Source organism: Bacillus sp. AFS040349, from assembly GCF_002577655.1.
In the GTDB taxonomy this organism is placed as follows: domain Bacteria; phylum Bacillota; class Bacilli; order Bacillales; family Bacillaceae; genus Metabacillus.
The window spans coordinates 1-17,607 of sequence record NZ_NUMC01000075.1; the positions used below are offsets into that span (position 1 = coordinate 1).

The 17,607-nt window shown below is 35.8% G+C and carries 14 protein-coding genes; all 14 read right to left on the minus strand.

The features are described 5' to 3' along the window. Positions 1 to 52: 52 nt before the first annotated feature. Entirely contained in the window at positions 53 to 1,198 is a 1,146-nt protein-coding gene (gene ftsZ, locus COD11_RS16220) for a cell division protein FtsZ (protein WP_098797951.1), read from the minus strand. A 44-nt stretch (positions 1,199 to 1,242) separates the two neighbouring features. Further along, entirely contained in the window at positions 1,243 to 2,526 is a 1,284-nt protein-coding gene (gene ftsA / locus COD11_RS16225; protein WP_098797952.1) for a cell division protein FtsA, read from the minus strand. Between the two features lie 162 nt (positions 2,527 to 2,688). Continuing rightward, positions 2,689 to 3,054: a small basic family protein gene (locus COD11_RS16230; protein WP_098797953.1), complete on the minus strand. Its 366-nt coding sequence runs from the start codon at positions 3,052 to 3,054 to the stop codon at positions 2,689 to 2,691. Position 3,055: 1 nt separating this feature from the next. Further along, positions 3,056 to 3,787: a DUF881 domain-containing protein gene (locus tag COD11_RS16235; protein ID WP_331275797.1), complete on the minus strand. Its 732-nt coding sequence runs from the start codon at positions 3,785 to 3,787 to the stop codon at positions 3,056 to 3,058. A gap of 52 nt (positions 3,788 to 3,839) precedes the next feature. Beyond that, positions 3,840 to 4,544, minus strand: a complete 705-nt coding sequence (locus COD11_RS16240) for a DUF881 domain-containing protein (RefSeq protein WP_098797963.1) — start codon at positions 4,542 to 4,544, stop codon at positions 3,840 to 3,842. Then, on the minus strand, positions 4,534 to 5,325 hold the full coding sequence (locus COD11_RS16245) for a cell division protein FtsQ/DivIB (RefSeq protein ID WP_098797954.1): 792 nt from the start codon (positions 5,323 to 5,325) through the stop codon (positions 4,534 to 4,536). Before COD11_RS16245 ends, COD11_RS16240 begins: the two co-directional genes overlap by 11 nt. Positions 5,326 to 5,555: 230 nt before the next feature. Continuing rightward, complete coding sequence (gene murB / locus COD11_RS16250) at positions 5,556 to 6,464, minus strand: UDP-N-acetylmuramate dehydrogenase (RefSeq protein ID WP_098797955.1); 909 nt, start codon at positions 6,462 to 6,464, stop codon at positions 5,556 to 5,558. 33 nt (positions 6,465 to 6,497) lie between these two features. Beyond that, positions 6,498 to 7,589: an undecaprenyldiphospho-muramoylpentapeptide beta-N-acetylglucosaminyltransferase gene (murG, locus tag COD11_RS16255; protein WP_098797956.1), complete on the minus strand. Its 1,092-nt coding sequence runs from the start codon at positions 7,587 to 7,589 to the stop codon at positions 6,498 to 6,500. A 241-nt stretch (positions 7,590 to 7,830) separates the two neighbouring features. Next, entirely contained in the window at positions 7,831 to 8,973 is a 1,143-nt protein-coding gene (gene spoVE, locus COD11_RS16260; RefSeq protein ID WP_373995112.1) for a stage V sporulation protein E, read from the minus strand. 29 nt (positions 8,974 to 9,002) lie between these two features. Beyond that, on the minus strand, positions 9,003 to 10,358 hold the full coding sequence (gene murD, locus COD11_RS16265) for a UDP-N-acetylmuramoyl-L-alanine--D-glutamate ligase (RefSeq protein WP_098797958.1): 1,356 nt from the start codon (positions 10,356 to 10,358) through the stop codon (positions 9,003 to 9,005). Further along, entirely contained in the window at positions 10,359 to 11,333 is a 975-nt protein-coding gene (mraY, locus tag COD11_RS16270) for a phospho-N-acetylmuramoyl-pentapeptide-transferase (protein WP_098797959.1), read from the minus strand. Positions 11,334 to 11,504: 171 nt separating this feature from the next. Next, positions 11,505 to 12,971, minus strand: coding sequence for a UDP-N-acetylmuramoyl-L-alanyl-D-glutamate--2,6-diaminopimelate ligase (locus COD11_RS16275; protein ID WP_098797964.1), 1,467 nt, complete (start codon positions 12,969 to 12,971; stop codon positions 11,505 to 11,507). A gap of 217 nt (positions 12,972 to 13,188) precedes the next feature. Continuing rightward, positions 13,189 to 15,132, minus strand: coding sequence for a stage V sporulation protein D (locus tag COD11_RS16280; protein WP_098797960.1), 1,944 nt, complete (start codon positions 15,130 to 15,132; stop codon positions 13,189 to 13,191). A 240-nt stretch (positions 15,133 to 15,372) separates the two neighbouring features. After that, the gene (locus COD11_RS16285; RefSeq protein WP_098797961.1) at positions 15,373 to 17,565 is read right to left on the minus strand and encodes a penicillin-binding protein; all 2,193 of its coding nucleotides are present in this window, start codon (positions 17,563 to 17,565) and stop codon (positions 15,373 to 15,375) included. Positions 17,566 to 17,607: the final 42 nt, after the last annotated feature.

The window sequence follows — 17,607 nt, forward strand, 5'->3', positions numbered from 1 at the left end:
TTATTTTCACAGAAAAAAGAGTGCTAAATTTTCATTTAGCACTCTTTTTGGTTTATCGACGTTTATTACGGTTACGTAAGAAGGTTGGAATATCAAGCGTTTCTTCAGGTTGTTGTGTATTAGTACGAGTCGGTGCTTCTTGTACCGGTTCCTCTCGAAGACTCTCACGTTTTGGTGGAACTTTTGTTAACGTATTACCGTTATTAAATTGACGAGTATTCTGTTGTTTTAAAGGACTAATTTCTTGTTCTGTAAAACCAGTTGCAATAACTGTAACAATTATTTCATCCTTTAGGTTTTCATTAATAACAGAACCAAAAATCATGTTTACATCTTGATCAGAAGCAGTAGCTACAATATCAGCTGCCTCTTGTACCTCATATAAACTTAAATTCATTCCACCAGTAATGTTCATAAGAACACCCTGAGCACCGTCAATTGATTTTTCTAATAGTGGACTGGAAATAGCTTTCTTAGCAGCTTCTGCAGCACGATTTTCTCCAGTGGCTACACCAATTCCCATTAAAGCAGATCCTCTATTTGACATAATCGTCTTTACATCTGCAAAGTCAAGGTTTATTAATCCTGGGGTAGCGATTAAGTCAGAAATACCTTGAACCCCTTGACGAAGAACATTATCTGCTTCTCTAAACGCTTCAAGCATAGGTGTATTTTTATCAACAATTTCAAGTAAACGGTCATTTGGAATCACAATAAGTGTATCCACTGACTCTTTCATTGAAGAAATACCGCCAGCTGCTTGCATTTGACGTTTACGTCCTTCAAATGTAAACGGTCTAGTAACAACACCGACTGTAAGAGCACCTAAATCTTTAGCAATTTGTGCAATAACAGGTGCTGCTCCAGTTCCAGTTCCGCCGCCCATTCCAGCCGTAACGAATACCATGTCAGCTCCTCTTAATGCTTCTTCAATTTGCTCTCTACTTTCTTCAGCAGCTTTTTTCCCTACCTCAGGGTTAGCACCAGCACCTAGTCCTCTTGTAAGCTTCGATCCAATCTGCATTTTCACTTCTGCTTTAGATAAGTTTAATGCTTGTGCATCCGTGTTAACTGCAATAAATTCTACACCTTGTACGCCGTGCTCTATCATTCGATTAACAGCGTTATTACCACCGCCACCAACTCCAATTACTTTGATGGTAGCCAAGCCGTCAATATTCGTATCAAACTCCAACATGCAAAATCCTCCTAATCCATCAAATGACTTCTAATAGATGTAAACTATTCAAAGAAGTAGCCAAAAAATTTCTTCACTTTATTTACCTTTTTTTCTTCTTGTTGTTGCTGAGGTTTTGTACGTTGCTGTTGCGGTTCCTTTGTTGCTGCTACTTCTACAGCATCAACAGTAACGTTTGAACCTATTTTTCTACCTTGAATTTTCGCATTCTTATATGCAAATTGAATCAAGCCTACACCCGTCATATATTGAGGTTCTCTGACACCAATATAATCCGGACTTGCAATTCTTACACTATTCTGAAGAACAACTTGTCCTAATTCAAGTACTCCAGGCATTCTAACTGTACCCCCGGTTAGAACAAAGCCGCCAGGTAATTCTCCAATTCCTAATCTTCTTAGCTCATGTAAGATAAGCTCATATAACTCTTCTAAACGAGCTTCGATAATGTCCGCAACTTCTAATTGGTTAAAAGTTCTTTTCTGATCTGATCCTATAACTGCTGCTTCAAAAATTTCATCCTCTGAAGCATGATCATAAAAGGCATGTCCATATTTTAGCTTTATACGTTCCGCTTCATCGGTAGTTGTACGAAGACCTATAGACAAATCTTTCGTAATGTGCTCACCACCGATAGGCAAGACAGTAGATGCAATCAGGTGATTTTGTTCAAACACTGCAATTGTAGTGGAGCCCCCACCGATTTCAACTAGTGCAACACCCAAGTTTTTCTCATCTTTTGATAATGCAACAGATCCTGCAGCTAGAGGTTGTAAACAGATATCAGTTATTTCAAGGCCTGCACGCTCTACACAACGCAATAAATTATGTAAGATCGTTTTAGATCCAGTAATAATGGTACCTTCCATTTCCAAACGAACCCCAAGCATTCCTCTTGGATCATTGATTTCATCTAGTCCATCTACAATAAATTGTCTTGGAATAACATCGATTATTTCTCGTTCAGGTGGAATTGAGATAACTTGAGCAGCTTCAATAACTCGTCTTACATCTTCATTTGATATTTCTCTATTCTCACTCGAAACAGCTACAACTCCGTGGCAATTCTGTAATTGCACATGATTTCCTGTAACACCTACTACCACTCTCGTTAAGGAGATTCCAACCATTCTCTCGGCCTGCTCAACCGCTTTTTTTATAGAATGAACTGTTTCGTCTATATCAACTATAGACCCTTTTCTTAATCCTTCTGATTTTACATTTCCTACACCAATAATGTTTAAAGCATCATTCGTCATTTCACCAATAATTACTTTAACACTGGATGTACCGATGTCAAGACTTACAAATAGTTCATTGCTGTTCATTCTAAGGCACCTCCCCATCTATCACTTTCTATTCTATTCTTTGCAGAACAACATGACAATGAATCTAGTTTTACAGGTTTGTAACAAAAATTTTATTTAAATATTTGCTTGATTTCTGCTTTACTAGTGTTTATTCGTCAAATACTTAATTTTTCCTTTTTATTATTCAATTTTTTTCATTTTTTCCCTAGAATTTGACCATTTCGTAATAAGAATCCTTCTTATTACTGCTATATTTTGAAATAGCCTTACTCCAAAGGCAAACATTGCTACTAAATACAAGTCTACACCAAGATGGACACCTAGAAAAGCTAAACTTGCAGCTAAAATGATGTTAAAGAAAAATCCAGAAACGAACACCATTTCATCATAGATATCCTGAAGATGTGCACGAATTCCTCCTAACAGTGTATCAAGTGCTGCTAAAATTGCAATTGATAAATAGTTGGAATACTCAGGGGGAATACGCAACTCCGATACTAGACCTAAAAAGACACCGAGAATTAGTCCTAAAATTGGCAGCCACATATTATTCTCCCCCTTTTTCTGATGATTCTACAGGTTTCATATTCCGAACTCGAATTGGATCTTCATAAGGAGGAATCGTTAACTGTTCAATTGGGTCTGATATCGTTAACTTAAGATTATCTATAGCAAAATCTTCATCAGTATTCGAAGCATTCATTCTGTTATAAAGCTTGTCCACATTATCTGAAATGACGTTTATCTTAATAGGAAAACTGTTTAAGCTAAAATTATCCATCTTGGTCTGACCATTGATATCTCTTATGACAGTCGAATTAATAACCCTTCTACCTTCAATTGAGATTTCTTTTGCTCCATAAGAATTGAGTTCATTAATTAACCGTTTTAAAAGCTCTGGTGATATATTTTGTATTTCTACTCCAAGTAATTCTTCTGAAAACAATCGATCAATTGTAATCGTTATGCCCTCTCCAGAAATTTCGGTTAAACCAACTTCTTCCTTTAAAACTGCCAAGGTCTCTTTTAAGGCTGTTTCTGGATTCGAATTTTCTTGCTTCTTATAAGACTCAATAATTTCATCATATTTTCGTATCTCATTAAGAAGCTCCGCTTGAAGTTGTTGCTCTTTTTTTAAATCTTCCCTAAGTTGCCACATATCACGCGTATCTCTTTCCACTGGTTCTTTAATTGTTTGAAACTGAATTCCAAGCATTAAACCAAAGATCATTGTTAGCAAAGCAAAACTAAGACCCTTTTTCCAACTTTTTTGTTTCACACCAACCACCTATCTAAACAATAATCCGTTAGTGAAACATCGTATTACTTTCCTATGATGAAGCTTTTTTTTCTTGTAGAAGTGGCTCCATCTTAATATTTTCTAGTTTTTCTAAAGTTACCACAACATTATCATAGGAAAGCTGATCTACAATTCCACCAGTAATATTTAATGCAGGTAATAAAACATTTGGGTCCCCAATCGCAGATATAACAAAAGGTGCAGGGAACTGATTTCCATCAACTGTCACAACTGGTCCATTGCAATATATATACGAATGACTTGATAACCTTTGACCGTTAATTGAGATAGCATCTGCTCCCGAGATATAAAGTTCATTAATAACACTAAACAAATGACTCTCATGCACAATATAATTGTTTACATTTTCTCCTTCAGGGACGTAAGAGGAATCTTCTAATGTTACTTGTATCCCTTTACCTTGAACTGCTATATCACCAACATACATGCGATACTTTTCAACATCTTCTACAAGATTGTAGTACACCTGTTTTTCATCCTTTAGAGATTCTTCAATTTCTTTCACTTCTTCTTGTTTTTTAAAAAGTTCTTTTTGGAGATCTCGGTTTATTTCTTCTTTTGAAATAAGTTGTGACCTAATTTCATATTCTTTATCCCATTGTTCGGTTGTTATCTCTTGGTTTCGATTACTTTCCTTTGTCAGCTGATAAGAATATGAAAACAGAAAACCTGCAACTAAGAGAATGAGAGAAAAAATCACATAACTACCCCTCAGTTTCATCTTGAGCTTCATCCCCCTCTTCCTTAGACTCTATTGGTGTATAAGATTCAAAATAAGAGCCTACTTCCAGATGAATGATTCCTTTACTGTTCTCGTCCAGCTGACTTACAATTTTAGTGTAAGTATTCATTTTCTTTGAGAATGTACGAACAGATGCCATTACTTCATAACCATCATTCATATAAAGATGAACTAACCAAGGATCTGTTTTATTAGGAGCATGATGAATTTCTGAAATTGAGTTTAAGATACTGGGAGATAATTTTTTCAACTCATTTATCATCTCATTAACATCTTTCTCTTGTTTCCAGTTTATCAGGACTGGTGCATCTGCCGGTACTTTCACAGTACGGTCCTTCAGAACTTGTCCATTTTCTAGAATCGGCTTAAATACACCATTCTCTTCCAGATAAGCAATACTGTCATACTCATCAACCTGCAAGACAATATGGTTAGGAAACTTTTTTTCCACAGTGGCTTGTTTTATTTGTAAATGGTCCTCAATCAACTGACTAGTCTTTGTTGTATTGATATTCCAAAACCCATTAGAAGTTGTAATTTTACTCATTTCAATGATCTTTTCCGACTCAACATGTACATTTCCTTTTACTGTTATACTTGAGACTTTACTTAAGGGAGACTGAAAATAGATAACAAGTAAAATTAATAGAAAAAAGATTGAAAGGAATGAAATAAGTCTTCGATTAGTCTTCTGTTTTCGCTGCTGCTGTAGTTTTGGTATGCGGTCTTCTAACGAAACAACCTTTTTCTCCAATCGTTTTCACCCCACCCTAGTAGTTCCCTCTAGGTAGATTTCTTGCACAATGTTATGGCAAATCATCACAGTATGTAAAGTAATAAAATTAATCCTATTTAAAAAGATTTTCCCCACTTACACACTGAAACGGCATTTAAAAATGCCGTTTAAGAATAAACTAAAATTGTTCAGCAATTTTTATAAAGACATTATAACACAATAAAAGGAAATAATGGGGAGTAATGTGACTATTTCCGACCTATTATTTCAACTTCAGTTTCCATTGTCACATCATACTTCTCAAGAATCGTTTCTTTAATATATTTTATTAAATCCAATACATCTTGAGCAGTTGCTCCTCCAGCATTAACAATAAAATTACCATGCATTTCTGAAACTTTAGCACCACCGATTTGATATCCTTTTAGACCCGCTGCTTCAACTAATTGACCTGCATAACTAGGAAGTGGGTTCCTGAAGATACTCCCTGCGCAAGGATAATTCCAAGGCTGTGTTTCTCTTCTGTAATCTTTGTTCTTTTGCATGATCGCAACAATTTCTTCTTTTTCACCCTTTTTAAGTTGTAGAACTGCTTCTATACATATACCTGGTCTTTTCGTCTGAAGAATTGAAGTTCGATAAGAAAACTCCATTTCTTCATTTGTCAGCCATTCCATCGTTCCATCTTCAAATAACACTAGAGCTTTCAAAAGAATTTTTGACATGTCTGACCCATGTGCCCCTGCATTCATATAAACAGCTCCACCTATTGAACCAGGAATACCACTGGCAAATTCCAAACCTGATAAACCCTTCCTACTAATGAGTGTTGCAAGCTTTACAATGGAATATCCCCCGCCAACGGTTAATACATCTTCATCTAACTCAAAGTGATCGATTCCAGCTCCAAGCTTTACTACGACCCCTTCTATTCCTTTATCTGAAACTAGAAGGTTAGAGCCCCTTCCTACCACTGTCCATTTAGCTCCATATTCTTTTATTATTTTTATCGCCTTGCTCAGGCTTTCACTGTCTCTAGGTTCCAATAGAATATCTGCAGGGCCACCTATCCTTATTGTTGTATGCTTTGCTAAAGGTTCATCTACAAGAACTTTCCCAATTTCTGCAGTTGTTAATGCCTCATATAACGTAGTCATAATTTACCTCCTCAGGTCAGTTTATCTCTGTTGTTACTTAGAAAGTTCCTTTAGGACTGAATAAAGTCTTAATGCAGCATCAGGAATACCTAATTTCTTTGATGCCTGCTTCATTTCTTTCAATTTAAATTCATTAAGTAAGACTCCGTCAATTTCCGTAAGTAATTTATCACCATTCAATTCTTGCTCCTTTAGCATAATTGCTGCATGATGATCACTTAACGATCTTGCGTTTACTTCTTGATGATTAGCCGTTACATAAGGGCTTGGAATTAATATACTAGGCAACCCCAATGCTGTAATTTCTGCAAGAGAGGTAGCTCCGGCTCTCGATACAATTAAGTCCACTGCCGCTAATACTTCCGGCATATTGTGTATAAATGGTTTTATGATCAAGTTCTCAGAACTGTTTCCTTTTTTTACTTCATTCATTACTTTTTCATAATGTACTTCACCAGTGACATAAACAATTTGATATGGCTTTTCAGCAAGAGATGGAATCATTTCTAAAACAGCATCATTAATAGCTTTAGCTCCCCTGCTTCCCCCGAAAATCAGCACTGTCTTTTTGTCTTTAATCAAACCGACTGAATGTCTCCCTTTATCTGCATCTTGACCCAGCACCTCTGAAGCACGTGGATTACCGGTTAATACAACTTTATCTGCAGGAAAATGTTTTCTCGCTTCTTCAAAACAGATGGCGACTTTGTTAACATATCGAGACAAAAACTTATTTGTTATGCCAGGTAAACTATTTTGTTCATGAATAACTGTTGGAATCTTCATTTTAGCCGCCGCATAAACAACAGGTCCACAAACATATCCTCCTGTTCCAATAACAACATCTGCATTAAACTCTTTTAAATATTTTTTACTAACAGAAACTGCTTTAAGAAATCTCGTAACAGTTTTCACATTTTCAATGGAGATCTTTCTTTTAAATCCGGATATTTCTACAGATTTAAATGGTATGTTGGCTCTGTTTACAATATTTTGCTCAAGTCCATTTTCTGTACCAATATATAGAAATTCTACATCTGAATGATGTTTTTTAATTTCATTTATTAAAGCCAGTGCTGGATAGATATGACCACCAGTTCCGCCACCACTTACAACTACTTTCATACTTGTTCCCCCATTTTGAATGGATTTCTTATTATAAAATGTACGTACTCTCAACTACTAGGTTATAAGTAAACTAGTAGTTGTATAGAAACACATATGTAAAACTATGAAGGCTGACCTTTTAAGGACTGCTTAGAGGTTAAAAACCCCTAGTCTGTCACTTACCAACGTCAGCCTCGATACTTACTATTTTATATGATAAACAACCTATAATGAAACTAAAATTAGCCTTTTAATGGACCTAATACTTTGAGTATCTGCTCACATTTAATAAGACACCCATTGCCATTAGCATTAGTGTAAGGGAAGATCCTCCATAACTTAAGAATGGAAGAGTAATACCTGTTACAGGCATTAGTCCGGTTACAACACCAATGTTAATCATAACCTGAATAGCTACCATTGTAATAATTCCAATGGCCAAGAAGCTACCATATAAATCAGGGGCTCCTAACGCAATTCGTACCCCTCTCCATAAAAGTAAACCAAACAATAATATAACTAATGACCCACCAATAAAACCAAGCTCTTCAGCTAAAATGGCAAAAATGAAGTCAGTTTGGGGCTCAGGTAAATAAAAGAATTTCTGCCTGCTTTGTCCTAACCCTTGACCAAAAAGACCTCCAGGACCAATCGCATACAAAGATTGAATGATTTGGAACCCACTGCCTAGTGGATCTTCCCATGGATCCAAAAATGATGTAATCCTTTTAATTCTGTATGGTGCTGAAAGAACAAGAGCAACAAATCCCGCAACACCTAAAAGACCCAGCCAAGCAAAATGCACCACTCTAGCTCCCGAAACAAATATCATCACGATACATGTCCCTACCATAACTGTCCCTGTTCCTAAGTCAGGCTGAAGCATAATGATCCCAAATGCAGTGAAAACGAGTCCAAGAGAAGGGACTAATCCTTTTTTAAACGAGGTAATTTTCTTTTGATTTTCAGATAAAAACTTCGCTAAGAAAGCAATCATCGCCAATTTCATAAACTCTGATGGCTGTATCGAAAATGCACCAACACCAATCCAACTTCGAGAACCATTACGCTCCATCCCTATGCCGGGTATTAATACTGCAATTAAAAGAAAAAAACAAATGATAATTAACATTTTTGACCATGTCCGCCATGTCCAATAGTCAACGTTCATAATAAAAAACATGGCTATAACACCAACACCTGCAAATAACAATTGGCGCTTCGCAAAAAAGAAGGAATCATCAAACTTATATGTTGCCCAAACTGCACTTGCACTATATACCATGATTAGTCCAATTGTTAAAAGAAGTAATGTTAGAATAACCAATATAAAATCTGGTGTAGACCTTTTTGCTGTCAACGCCGAACACCCCTGTATCAAATTTATTAAGGGCTGTAGCATAGACTGCAATTAATTATTCGTACAAGCCCTTAGTTAAGCTTATGCACGGCTTGAATAAAAATGTCTCCTCTTTCCTCAAAAGTTTTATATTGATCCCAACTTGCGCATGCTGGTGACAATAAGATCACATCTTCTTTTTCGGAAACATTAAACGCCGTCAATACTGCTTTTTCTACATTATCGACACGTTTAATTTGTTCTATTCCACTTTCTCTGGCAATTCTTTCAAGCTTAGGTGCAGTTTCCCCAAATAAAATCATAGCCTTTACATGATGTAAAAATGGCTTTAATTCATCGAATTCGTTACCTCTATCAAGGCCTCCTGCCAATAAGATGGTAGGTGTTTTAAATGCACTAAGCGCTTTACTTGTTGCTAATATATTTGTTGCTTTTGAATCGTTATAAAAACGACGCTCCCGAATAGTATCTACATATTGCAACCTATGTTTAACGCCGTTAAAAGTGGTTAAAACCTTGTAAATAGATTCGTTAGAAACTCCTCTTAGCTTGACAGCAGCTATAGCAGCCAGAATATTTTCTAAATTATGTTCTCCCGGCAGTACGATATCTTTTAAGGAAACAATCTTCTCACCTTTATAAAAGATTGATTCATCTAAGATGTAAACTCCATTATCTATAACTTCTGTAGTTGAGAAAAATAATTTTTGTGCCGTTGATCTTTCAGAGCATTCACAAACTTCTTTATCATTTAAGTTTACAATCGACACATCTTCCTCAGCTTGGTTTTCATAGATCTTCCCCTTAGCATAAACGTATTCTTCTTTGGTGCCATGGTAATCTAAATGGGCATCAAAAATATTTAATATCATGGCAATGGATGGTTTAAAATCAATTGTTCCAAGAAGTTGAAACGATGATAATTCCATAACAATGACATTTTCTTTTGTGGCTTTTTGAGCAACTTCGCAAGCTACAGTGCCAATATTACCTGCAATTAAAGGTTGTTTTCCGTCCTCATTTAACATTTCAAAGATAAGGGTTGTTGTTGTTGTTTTACCGTTTGAACCGGTTATTGCGATAATGTCCGCCTCTGAAATCTTATAAGCAAGTTCAACTTCCGTGATGATAGGAATATTCTTTTCCTTGGCAAGAACTAAAAGAGGATTAGAGTATGGAATCCCTGGGTTTTTCACAATAACGTCGATTGTAAGATCCTCTAGTAAAGATAGAGGGTGTCCTCCACCAACAACATTAATTCCATTGTTTTTCAATTCTTTTACAACTGGGTCTTCATCAGTCGCCTTTAAATCATTTACAGTTACTGCTGCCCCAAGCTTGTGTAACAATTTAGCGGCCGCTAAGCCGCTTTTTGCCAATCCTATTACCAATACATTTTTATGTAAGTAATCATTAATGTTTTTCAATTACAACCACACCTCAATATAAATTCCAAGTACTGCAAAAATTAAACCAATCGTCCAAAAAGTAACAACAACTCTCCACTCTGACCACCCTACTAATTCATAGTGATGATGAAGAGGACTCATCTTAAATACTCTCTTCCCAGTTGTTTTAAAAGAAATAACTTGAATAATAACTGATAAAGTCTCAATGACGAAAACTCCGCCAATTAAAACTAATAAAATTTCAAGCTTTGTTAAAATCGCTATTGTTACAATGGCACCTCCAAGTGCTAGTGAACCTGTGTCTCCCATAAATACTTTTGCAGGATGTGCATTAAACACTAAAAACCCGAGGACAGCTCCAACAACAGCTACCGAAAAAATGGCAACATCGTATTGCGATTGATTCCAAGCCAAAACAGCAAATGCCCCAAAAGCGATAGCAGCAGTACCTGATAACAACCCATCTAAACCATCTGTTAAGTTTACTGCATTTGATCCTCCCACTAACATAAATACAACGAGAATAATATAGCCCCAACCAAGGTCTAAAGAAAAAGTTGTTCCAGGTATCCCTATTTCTGTTGAAAAGCCATACTGTGTGAAGACAAGGTAAAATATAATAGCAATAATCACTTGCCCAAGAAGTTTTTGTCTTGAAGTTAAACCAAGATTTCGTTTCATAACAACCTTGATAAAATCATCCAAAAACCCTAACAAACCGTATCCGAATGTTACAAACAACAATAAATACATCTCAACACTAAGTTGTGAAAATTTCCCTGTCATAACAATCGTTGTAATAATGATCGAAATAATGATCATTACACCACCCATTGTTGGGGTACCCGATTTTTTTTGATGAGATTTAGGTCCTTCTTCTCTAATACTTTGACCAAACTTCAGCCTTCTTAAAAACGGAATAATGATTGGGGAAAGTAATACACTGATTAAGAATCCCATAACGATTGTAAATAAAATTACTTGCTCTAACATGCACACACCTCCCCACAGAATACTAAGTCATTAGAATATACAAGCGTATCTTTTACGAGATTATCATATGAGGTATTTTTCTGAATATGTTCTTCTAAACTGTTTTTCTTCATCTTATCAACTTCTCTTTCTTCCTTTGTACCTATTCTTATGAAAGGTCTTGGTCATTCACTACAAATTTAATGTATTTATTGCATTTAATGCGATTTCCTTATCATCAAAATCAAAAACTTTATTACCTATTATCTGATATGTTTCGTGGCCTTTACCTGCAATTAGTATTACATCACCTTTTTGAGCTTTTTTAACAGCATAGGAAATAGCCTCTTCTCTGCTAATAATAGATGTGAACTGGTAACCCACTACACCTTCTTCCATTTCCTGAAGAATATCTTGCGGATCTTCACTTCTTGGGTTATCAGATGTAAAAACGGGTTCATCACTATATGTTACCGCGATTTTAGCCATTAAAGGTCTTTTTGTTTTATCCCTGTCTCCCCCACATCCTACAATACAAAAGATGCGCCCCTCTGCAAACTGTTTAACAGTCTTAAGAACATTTTCTAGGCTATCAGGTGTATGTGCGTAATCAACAATAACGGTATAATCCTGCCCACCATCAACTAATTCAAAACGTCCTCGTACCCCCTCCATCGATTCAATAGCTGTAACAATCGTATCTAAATCAACAGATGAAGCAAGTGAAGCAGAAACAGCAGCTAACACGTTATACACACTGAACTTTCCAACCATTTGAATTGTAACATTGCGTGTACCAACAGGTGTTACGAGTTGAAACTTTGTACCTTTAGATGTCATTTTTATGTTATTTGCTTTAATATCAGCAGGACGATCGATACCATAGGTTAAAGTTTTTGCAGATGTCATCCGTTTAAATTCTTCAGATGCCTCTTCATCTTCATTTAAAACAGCAATCTTTAGATCATTATGATCAAACTTATTACCTAGTTGAGCAAACAATAGTCCTTTAGCATACTTATATGCTTCCATTGTTTTATGGTAGTCTAAATGATCCTGTGTTAAGTTCGTAAACACAGCAACATTGAAATCACATCCATGGATTCTTCCAAGATGAAGGGCATGTGATGATACCTCCATAATAGCGTGTGAAACATTTTGTTCCTTCATTTCGGCAAATGTCTTTTGCAATGTCAGACTTTCAGGAGTTGTGTTTTTAACTTCTTTTTGTTCATCACCAATTTTTATGTACATTGTCCCAATAAGACCTGTTTGCTTTTTTGCTTCATTGAATATTTTCTCAATAATATGTGTTGTTGTTGTTTTTCCATTAGTTCCAGTAACACCTATCAGGTGCATGGAATGAGTTGGCTGTCCATAAAAAATATCCGCTAATACAGCCATTGATCTTTTAGTATCTTTTACAACAATAACAGGAACATCTAAGTCTAAGTTTCTTTCTGCGAGTATAGCTACTGCACCCTGCTCAACAGCCTTTCGTGCAAAATCATGACCGTCAACCGTGTAACCCTTTATACATATAAATAAACTACCGGGCTTAACTTCTCTAGAATCCATTTCTAAAGATGAGATGGTAGGGTTCTTTAAAGATAGAAGTGAGTCATCATGTAAAAATGTTAGTAAATCATTTAATTTCATTTTTATTCCTACTTTCATTACAGGGTTTTCCTTTTACAATAAAAGAAATAAACCACCAGTCAAAATATAAATGGTAAAATATTTCTCCGTACTATTTTATCTTACTTAAAAGAAAAGAGCCATCATTCCTTTCAATTTTACGAAAAACATAAATGTTATTATACCAACAGAAAGAAAGCGTGCCAATGCAATTTTTGCAATAGCATGCTCCCTCTGGTTATTCACTTTCTTTCTTTTCACTATGTTCATCACCTAGGTATACTCTTAAGGTGGATCCTTCTTTAACTTTTACACCTTCATTTGGGGATTGTTGCACAACAACATCTCCTTCGCCCGATACATCAATCTTCAAGTTAACGAATTGTTGAGTTAATTCTTGTTTCGTTAACCCTATAATGTTCGGTACTTCTACTAGTTTTGTGTCCAGCCAATTATATTCTTTCTCAATTTGGCCGTCTCTCGGCTTTACACCTATCTCAGGTAATACATCACGCATAATGTTTCCTACTATAGGTGCAGCAACCGTTCCACCAAATTGGACCGTTCCCTTAGGATTGTCGACTGCAACATAAACAACAATTTGAGGGTCATCAGCAGGTGCAAATCCAACAAAGGAAACAATATGGTTATTTTCCATATATCGCCCATCTTTTACTTTTTGTGCTGTACCTGTTTTTCCACCAACTCGATAGCCATCAACAAAAGCATTTCTCCCACTTCCTAATGCAACAACACTTTCAAGAGCATAACGAATTTCTTTTGAAGTTTCTTCAGAAATAACACGTTTTTTTGCATTAGGTGTATTTCGACTGATTACTTCACCAGTAACTGGATCTACCCATTCCTTCGCTATATATGGGGTATACAGAACACCTCCGTTTATAGCTGCAGAAACAGCAGCAACTTGCTGTATCGGTGTAACAGAAACACCTTGACCAAATGCGGTGGTTGCAAGTTCCACAGGTCCTACTTGTTCTGGTTTAAACATAATACCAGTTCCTTCACCTTGAAGATCAATTCCTGTTTTTTGACCAAATCCAAAATCTTTTATATATTTAAACAGCGTTTCTTCCCCAAGTCTTTGACCAAGCTCTACAAAACCAGGGTTACAAGAGTTTTGGACAACTTCAAGAAATGTTTGATGACCATGTCCCCCTCTTTTCCAACATCGTAATCTTGCTCCATCAACCTCTACCGAACCTGAATCATTAAATTCATCTTTTTCTAGGTTCACTTTCTTTTCTTCCAGTGCTGCAGCTAGAGTAATAATCTTGAATGTAGAACCAGGTTCATAAGTACTCCAAACAGGTAAGTTCCGATTGTAGACCATCGGATCTACTTCCTTAAAATTAGCTGGATCAAAATCAGGCCTGCTTGACATCGCTAATATTTCACCATTGTTTGGGTTCATAGCAATGGCAATAATCCCATCAGGGTTATAAGTGGCCTGAGCATTATCTAGTTCTCTTTCAATAATTGTTTGAACTCTCGAATCAATTGTTAGTTTTAGATTATTTCCATCAACAGGAGCTGTATAGTCATCCGCTTCATCTGGCATCCTTTGCCCTTTTGCATCTGAATAAAACTTAACATACCCTTTTTCTCCCTTTAATTGCTCATCGTAATATGCTTCTAAGCCTAATAATCCCTGATTATCAATTCCTGCAAAACCAAGAACATGTGATAGATAACTTCCATAAGGATAATACCTGATCGAATCTTCAGCTATGTAAACTCCCTTTATATTTAAATCTCTCACTTCATTTGCTTTTTCATGAGAAATTTTTCTCCCCTCAGGATTGATTCTTTCGATAGAAACTCTTTTTGTAATATGTTGATAGGCTTTTTCTTCTGACATATTTAAAACTGCAGCTAATTCTTTTGCAGCCATAGCAGGATCTTCAATTTGTCTTGGTACAACATAAATCGTTGGAGCACTCATATTCGTTGCTAGCTTTACTCCATTTCGATCTAAAATTTCCCCACGTTCAGGCTCAAATGGAATGTTTCTGCTCCATAAATCTTTGGCTCCCGAAGTGAGTGTATTACCAAGAAAAAATTGAACATACCCTAGACGTATATCAATCACTAAGAAAATTAAAAAACCGAAAAGCAATGTTAAAACAAGACGCTTTCTAACGGTCACATTAGATACCCGCATATATTTTACTCCTCCTTGTCTAGGCTCGTTCAAATATATATGCTTGTACAGGAGGAGTTAGAACTGTTATCCATACATTCTAATCTGACAACTCACAAGGATAAATCAAAGAAACTTTTCAATCATTAATCATGTATAAGAACATGTAAAATAATTATTGTTGCACTAAGTACAACCGAATATAAATTCGAATAAAAAAAGATTGATCTCTTTTTAGCTGAGATCAATCCTAAATTCATTTTATTCTTGTTCATTGCTTTCTTCAGGCTGTTTTTCACCATTTTCTGTCCCAAGTGATATCGTCAAAACATCGCCTTTCTTTAATAGGCTACCTTTTTTAATACTCTGTTTTATGACGAAACCAGATCCTTCTGCATTCACAGAAATATTCATTATATTTCCTAGTTTCATGACATCCCGTTTAGACCAACCTGTTAAATCTGGCATTTTAACTTCTTCAGATAACTTTAGAAAGACTTTTTCATTTAACATTATTGAAGTATCACCTTCAGGATATTGAGCAGTAACTTTTTGTCCATTTCCAAGAATAATTGGAGTTAAACCTAATTTTTTCAATTGATTGTTAGCTTCTGCAAACTTTGTATCTACTAAATCAGGAAGTAACGTGTCTTCACTTGAGGGTTTCACTTGTGTTTCAGTTTCAATTTCTTCTGTAGGTTCAATTTGTAAATATTGAAGGCTGTTTTTCATCACAGTATTAAAAATCATTGAAACTGGAACAGAACCTGCTTGTCCTTCAAGCTTAGGTTTCTGAACAGCTACATATACAATAAGCTCTGGATTATCTTTTGGTGCCATTCCTAAAAACGAAAAAATATGGTTGTCATTTCCTGATAAATAACCTCTTCCATTTGGGTTTGGCATTTGTGCAGTACCCGTTTTACCAGCAACCTGATACCCTTCAATGCTATAAGGTTTTCCAGTACCATTTTCTGAACTTACAACAGTTTCTAAAATATCCAGTGTTGCTTTTGCAGTTTTTTCAGTAATTGGTTGAGAAACTACCTTTGAACTATTTTCCTTTACAACTTCATTAGAATCTTTATCTACTATTTTATCAATAACATAAGGTTTCATCATTTTACCATTGTTCGCAATCGCTGTTGCTGCTTGTACGAGCTGAATCGGAGTAAAGGCAGATGCTTGTCCAAATGCAGTTGATACCTTATCGATCTCATAGTTATAATTTATTTTACTTTCAGCTTCGTTTGGCAAATCAATATTTGTCTTTTTCGTAAATCCGAATTTGTTTAGATATTGATACATTCGATCAGTTCCAAGCATATCTTTAGCAAGAATTGAAAAACCAACATTTGATGACCTTTGTACACCTTCATTAAAGCTGATTGTTCCCCAACCACCTCTTTTATGGTCACGTACAACAGATGGTCCTACTGCATACGAACCTGATTGGAACGTTGCATTTCCATTATAGACTCCTTCTTCAATTGCTGCTGCTAAAGTGAAGATTTTCATCGTTGAACCAGGTTCAAAAGGATAAGAGATAACATCATTGTAATAAGACGTAATGTTCCTTTTATTTGGGTCGAAACTCGGTCGCTGAGCCATAGCTAGTATTTTTCCGGTCTTCGGATCAGCTACAACAGCAACGATCTTCTCAGGTGAATACTCTTCAACTACTTGATTCATAGAGTCTTCTAAAAAGGTTTGTATTTTCTGATCAATGGTTAAATACACATCTTGACCATTTTTCGGAGCTACTATTTCATCGTCACTTGTTGGTAATTTCCAATTGTAACGATCTTTTTCAAATTTTATGTAGCCATCTTCTTCATGAAGGTATTTCTCTAATGTTTTTTCAAGGCCCATCATTCCGATCGTCTCACCTGTGTCTTCTTGCTTTTGCGCATAACCGATTAAATGAGAGGCAAAGATTCCATTTGGATAAAATCGTTGTGTATCACGAATGAACGTAATACCAGGAAGCTCCAATTTTGTTATTTGTTCTTTTAAAGTATGGCTAATGTCTCTACCTGCAGATCCAAATTCAACTTGGTATAAATCCTTAGATAAAACCTCTTCTATTTCATTTTCTTCCATATTTAATAAAGGTGCTAACTTTTGTGCCGTTTCTTCTACATCAACAACATGCTCTGGATTGTCAGGATCTGTTGTTATTTGATCGTCAAGAATTGCAACGAGTTTATAAGAAGACTTGTCTTCAGCAATAACCTCACCCTTACGATCTAATATTGACCCTCTTGATGCTTCTATAGTTCTTTGACTCTCATAGAGTTCTTCAGCTCTTGCTGCAAGTGCTTGACCATGTGCAGTTCCAGTTGATTGAATATAAAAGAAACGAACAAAAATAACTAAAAATAGCAAACCAAAAATCAACGCTAATAATGCAGCGCCTCTATTCATGTTTATATTTTTATGCGTTAATTTCATAGAAAACCTCCTATGTTGTATGACGTATTGTCAAAACTTCTA

What these genes read in the sequence shown, in the direction of transcription:
- ftsZ (WP_098797951.1), bottom strand. Translation starts at nt 1,198, where the DNA reads ATGTTGGAGTTTGATACGAATATTGACGGCTTGGCTACCATCAAAGTA.
- ftsA (WP_098797952.1), bottom strand. Translation starts at nt 2,526, where the DNA reads ATGAACAGCAATGAACTATTTGTAAGTCTTGACATCGGTACATCCAGT.
- COD11_RS16230 (WP_098797953.1), bottom strand. Translation starts at nt 3,054, where the DNA reads ATGTGGCTGCCAATTTTAGGACTAATTCTCGGTGTCTTTTTAGGTCTA.
- murB (WP_098797955.1), bottom strand. Translation starts at nt 6,464, where the DNA reads ATGACTACGTTATATGAGGCATTAACAACTGCAGAAATTGGGAAAGTT.
- murG (WP_098797956.1), bottom strand. Translation starts at nt 7,589, where the DNA reads ATGAAAGTAGTTGTAAGTGGTGGCGGAACTGGTGGTCATATCTATCCA.
- spoVE (WP_373995112.1), bottom strand. Translation starts at nt 8,973, where the DNA reads ATGCTACAGCCCTTAATAAATTTGATACAGGGGTGTTCGGCGTTGACA.
- mraY (WP_098797959.1), bottom strand. Translation starts at nt 11,333, where the DNA reads ATGTTAGAGCAAGTAATTTTATTTACAATCGTTATGGGATTCTTAATC.
- COD11_RS16275 (WP_098797964.1), bottom strand. Translation starts at nt 12,971, where the DNA reads ATGAAATTAAATGATTTACTAACATTTTTACATGATGACTCACTTCTA.
- COD11_RS16280 (WP_098797960.1), bottom strand. Translation starts at nt 15,132, where the DNA reads ATGCGGGTATCTAATGTGACCGTTAGAAAGCGTCTTGTTTTAACATTG.
- COD11_RS16285 (WP_098797961.1), bottom strand. Translation starts at nt 17,565, where the DNA reads ATGAAATTAACGCATAAAAATATAAACATGAATAGAGGCGCTGCATTA.